Below are 4,915 nucleotides of genomic sequence, written 5' to 3'. Positions count from 1 at the left end.
CACCGCTGAGCAATCTGTTTGTCTCCATGCTTGATCGCGTTGGTGCCCCTGTGAACTCTTTTGGTGACAGCACGGGTCGCCTCACCATCATTGATGCTTAATTTGACCGACGGGATTGTTAATACGAAATCTGTTCAGGCTGCTCATCAGACAAGGTGAGCAGCCTTTCTGCATTTCAGATTCATATAGACACAATTTTGGCTCTGTCTTACCATGCGCCCCGGTCAGCACTGCTTCTACACAAAATCTCACCTTAACCAGAACATGCACCTGGTATGGAAACCTCACTGCATCGCCAATTGAAATCGTTTTATGCACCAAATGCAGATTGCGAGGAAATCACTCTGGGTTCCTACCGCATCGATGCCGTCGACGGCGATCGACTGATTGAAATTCAGCACGGTTCACTGGGTGCAATTCGGGATAAAGTCAAGTGCCTGCTGAAAGATTACGATGTACATGTCGTCAAGCCGATTGCCATCCGCAATTATCTGATCAAGCGACAGAAAAAAGACGGGAAAACCATCTCGTCCCGTTTTAGTCCCCGGCGCGGCTCGGTGTTCGATCTGTTTGAAGATATGGTCCACTTTACGAATGTGTTTCCGCACCCGCGTCTGACTCTGGAAGTGGCGTTGACGATTCAGGAAGAACATCGCATTGCCCGCAAGCCGCGTCGCTGGAGAGGTAAAGATTACCGCGTTCAGGATCGCGTCTTACGCTCGGTCGAAGGACAAATCGAATTGAATACGGCTGCTGATCTGCTGGCGTTGATACCGGGAAAACTTCCTTCCCCGTTTCACACACAGGATCTGGCAAAAGCGGCGGGCATTCCGCGCTGGCTCGCACAAAAAATGGCCTACTGTCTGCGAAACACGGGAGCGATTGTCTTAACAGGGAAAGAAAAAAACGCCTTGCTCTATGACATCGCAGACGAGAATCAGGCTGCCGCCTGAAAAAAAGGAAACTCCCGAAAACAAGAATTGTGAGCTTCAATCACAACAGATTTGACTACCAACCAACTTTCTCAAAATCCGTACAGAGTCATTAAGTCCTAGGCTGCCGCTGACACATATAGGCCAATCTCTTCTCGGCAGTCAAAACAACCCAAGTTGCCATCCGTATTGGCACAAGCGGTTTTTTCGGGAGTTCCCCTATGATGATTTACTACACCAATCCAGAACAGAATCAGTCACAAACCATTACTTACCAACCGAACCGCAAAAACAGATAGAACCTGATCACGAATATATGACAAAAAGTCACATACAAACAGAATCAATCAAATTGCAGAGAGTGGGTGAAATACCATTGCCTGCTTTGAAGTTGTTCCCCAAAGGTCAATTTCATCAGGCGAAGATATCTATTTAGGTTTTGACTGGAAACAGTCCAAGTCGGAATGGCAATCATAATAAGTTTACTTACGATGGATTATTCAAGCGATTATCATGAGTCTTAAATCAAAACTGAATCGATCACCTCAACAAACCAAACTTAATTCTCAGGTTAACTTTTCTTCACAAAGAGTCAACAAAGATCAGCGGAAAAAGCGCACGAAAAATAAATTCGTTTTTTTCTACTGGGATAGATTACCGAACGTTGACTCTTGCGTTTGTGGAGCGAACTAAAAGACGGCACAACACCAGCCCTGTTTTATCTCGGCTGTAACAGAGTCTCTGTAAACGCGGATCGTTACAGTATGCCTTTGGAAGAAGGAATACCCTGTTGACGTGGATCAATTGTCACCGCCTGTCGTAACGCCCGCGCGGTTCCTTTAAAAAGACCTTCTGCAATGTGGTGACTATTCGCGCCATGGTGGAGCACCTGATGCAGGTTTAATAATCCGTTGGAGGAAAACGCCTGCCAGAACTCACGCACCAGTTCCGTATCGAACTGTCCCACCTTCTCTGTAGGAAATTCCACCTGAAACACAAACAACGAACGACCGCTCAAATCGAGCGAGGTTGTCACAAGTGTCTCTTCCATGGGGATCGTCATCGAACCGTAGCGGGTAATTCCTTTTTTATCACCCAACGCCTCATTGAGCGTTTTGCCCAGACAGATTCCCACGTCTTCTACCGTGTGATGATAATCGACATCCAAATCGCCGTTCGCTTTAACGGTTAAATCAAACAGCGCGTGCCGCGCCAACAGCGTCAGCATATGATCGAAAAAACCAATGCCTGTCTGAATCTCCGACTTTCCACTGCCATCCAGTTCCAAAGTCAATTCGATCTGGGTTTCGGCGGTATCACGTTTGATTGATGCGTTGCGACTCATCTCAGGGAACTCATGTGTAAAAGGATAAGGTAGTTTATTTATCTAATCTTACAGCCCGGCTTTTGATTCTCAAAAACGCATCAGAGCTCCGGACCGACTTGGCAAGGATTCGAACGCTGCCTGTCGTTGTGAATTGTATAACCGCTTTAATCGCACCTCAGCAAAAGTGAAGCTGAGATTGATATAACAGTTATTCAGCCAATTACGCGCAAGGCATCCAGGACCTGTTGAATTTCATCCTCGGTTCCCACTGTGATTCTCAATCCATCGAGAATTCCATCCCGCAGAGTAAACTTCATATACCGCACCAGAATTTTGCGCTGCTTCAACTCCTGGTAGCGACGCTCGTGTTCGCCATCCGGATGAGTACACCAGACAAAATTGGTCTGGCTGTCCACCGCTTCAAAACCAAGTTTTCTGAGTTCCATCACCAGCAGGTCGCGTGTAGCACGGATGCGATTCGTATTTGCCAGCATCCACTCCTGATCTTTCAACGCTGCAATGGCAGCGGCCAGGGAAAGCGCGTTGCAGTTATAACTGTCTTTCACCTTTCGCATGCCTCTGATCAGTTCCGGGTGAGCGACTGCAAATCCGAATCGAATGCCGGCGAGGCTGTACGACTTACTCAAACTGCGGGTGACGACAATTTTTGCTCCAAAGCCCGCCTTCAACAGTTCACACCGGTGTGGTCTGTCGCAGAAATCTCCGTAGGCTTCATCCAGCACCAGAACTCCCTGCGTAGGAATCAATGATAACAGGTCTTCATCGGGCCAACGATTTCCGGAAGGGGCATTCGGATTGGGCACAAACAGAATTTTACTCTTTGCCGCCACTTCGAGTGCATCAGCAACAGGCCAGTCCCAGTCGGGATTGAGTTGGATTCTGTGAAAACGGGCCCCCTGAATTTCTGCCAGCGTTTCGTAAAGCGTGTAACTGGGGTACGGTGCAGACACCAATTCATTCGGTTCCACAAAAGATCGCATCAGGATCGTCAATATTTCATCACTGCCATTGCCGGGCAGAATCCAGTCCGGATCGACCTGGAACAATTCCGCGGCGACTTTCCGAAATTCCGTTGCGAGCGGATCGGGATAGATATTCAAACGCCCTTCAAGCACGTGCTGCACCGCTTCCTTGACGCGAGGTGAAGGCGGATATGCATTCTCATTTGTATTCAGTTTGACCCAACCAGACTCCTGAGGCTGCTCTCCCGGAGTATAACCAGCCATCTGTTGAACTTGGGGACGAAACAGACTCATATTGTTGATCTCAAAAAAAACTGAATGTAGTGGCCCGACTACCTGTTCATCGGAATTCCTGAATAGTACCTGAAATAAGACAAGTCAATCCCGGCAAGAGTTCTCGAAAAAATCGAGCACCATTTGATTTTGGCAACTTACAGGAGAACCCCTGCAAACAGGCCGGGGTCACCTGCATTAGACGTTAAACAGGAAATGAGTGATATCACCATCCTGCATCACATACTCTTTACCTTCCACTCGAAGTTTACCGGCTTCACGGATTGCTTTCTCGGTTTGATATTTTTCCAGATCGGTCACTGAAAAAATTTCGGCGCGAATAAATCCCCGCTCAAAATCGGAATGGATCACTCCGGCTGCCTGAGGACCGGTCGCCCCGATGGGGATCGTCCAGGCACGGATTTCGATTTTTCCAGCGGTAAAATAACTCTGCAACCCCAGTGTATGGTAGGCGGCGCGGGCCACGGCTGCTAATGCCGGCTCCTCTAATCCTACACTTTCGAGCATTTCCTTTTGATCTGCTGCATCCAGTTCCGCGATCTCTGCTTCGAGGCGACCGCAGACTGCAACGACATCGCCTCCCTCTGCTGCAGCGCGTTCGCGAACCCTTTGTACCAACTCCCCTTCACCGTGAATATCATTTTCATCCACATTGGCCAGATACAGCACCGGCTTGGCCGTTAAAAACTGATATCCTTTTAAGATTTTCTGCTGATCCGGATTATCAAAGGATAAACCGCGAATGGGCTGCTCCTTTTCCAAGCGAGCCGCACAGGCTTCCAGCACAATCAGCCGCGATTTAGCTTCGGCATTGCCCGACCGCGCTGTTTTGGCCGCCTTAACTTTCGCAGTCTCCACCAGCTGCATGTCGGCCAGCATTAACTCAATATCGATCGTTTCGATATCACTGATCGGATCGACTTTACCTTCGACGTGAATGACATCACTATCCTCAAAACAGCGAACGACATGTAGAATGGCGTCGACATTCCGAATGTGAGAGAGAAATTTATTTCCCAGCCCTTCCCCTTCCGATGCACCACGCACAATCCCCGCGATATCGACCAGCCTCAATATGGCAGGAATCACTTTATCGGTGGGGATATAATTATGAATAATTTTTAACCGCGGATCCGGCACGTTGACAATCCCCACATTGGGTTCAATCGTACAGAAGGGATAGTTTTCACTTGCGATCCCCGCCGCAGTTAATGCATTAAATAACGTCGATTTACCTACATTCGGCAGGCCAACAATACCAGCTTCCATAGCTCTTTTCAGTAATTAAAATTGATTCTGTTGTAAAAAGAGCCCCGCCGACAAGCTTTCCGTCTGCGCAGGCCCACCTTAGATTCCGGCCCATCATAGCGAAATCATAG

4 protein-coding genes are annotated in these 4,915 nt (G+C 48.3%); 1 reads left to right on the top strand and 3 read right to left on the bottom strand.

Translation table 11 applies throughout. The features are described 5' to 3' along the window. Positions 1-275: 275 nt before the first annotated feature. Positions 276-953, top strand: coding sequence for a hypothetical protein (locus Q0294_RS01435; protein ID WP_299460068.1), 678 nt, complete (start codon positions 276-278; stop codon positions 951-953). A gap of 736 nt (positions 954-1,689) precedes the next feature. Here Q0294_RS01435 and hisB read toward each other — a convergent pair. The 3 genes from hisB to ychF all read right to left on the bottom strand — a co-directional run bounded on the left by hisB (position 1,690) and on the right by ychF (position 4,805). Further along, positions 1,690-2,277 carry an imidazoleglycerol-phosphate dehydratase HisB gene (gene hisB / locus Q0294_RS01430; protein ID WP_299460066.1) on the bottom strand — a complete coding sequence of 196 codons (588 nt, stop codon included), beginning with the start codon at positions 2,275-2,277 and terminating at the stop codon, positions 1,690-1,692. A 194-nt stretch (positions 2,278-2,471) separates the two neighbouring features. Further along, positions 2,472-3,536, bottom strand: a complete 1,065-nt coding sequence (gene hisC, locus Q0294_RS01425) for a histidinol-phosphate transaminase (protein WP_299460064.1) — start codon at positions 3,534-3,536, stop codon at positions 2,472-2,474. A gap of 177 nt (positions 3,537-3,713) precedes the next feature. Beyond that, on the bottom strand, positions 3,714-4,805 hold the full coding sequence (ychF, locus tag Q0294_RS01420; RefSeq protein ID WP_299460061.1) for a redox-regulated ATPase YchF: 1,092 nt from the start codon (positions 4,803-4,805) through the stop codon (positions 3,714-3,716). Positions 4,806-4,915: the final 110 nt, after the last annotated feature.

The sequence above is a fragment of the uncultured Gimesia sp. genome (assembly GCF_937919775.1).
In the GTDB taxonomy this organism is placed as follows: domain Bacteria; phylum Planctomycetota; class Planctomycetia; order Planctomycetales; family Planctomycetaceae; genus Gimesia.
Note: the sequence above shows the minus strand (reverse complement) of the source record. Positions and strands in the feature narration are given on the sequence as shown.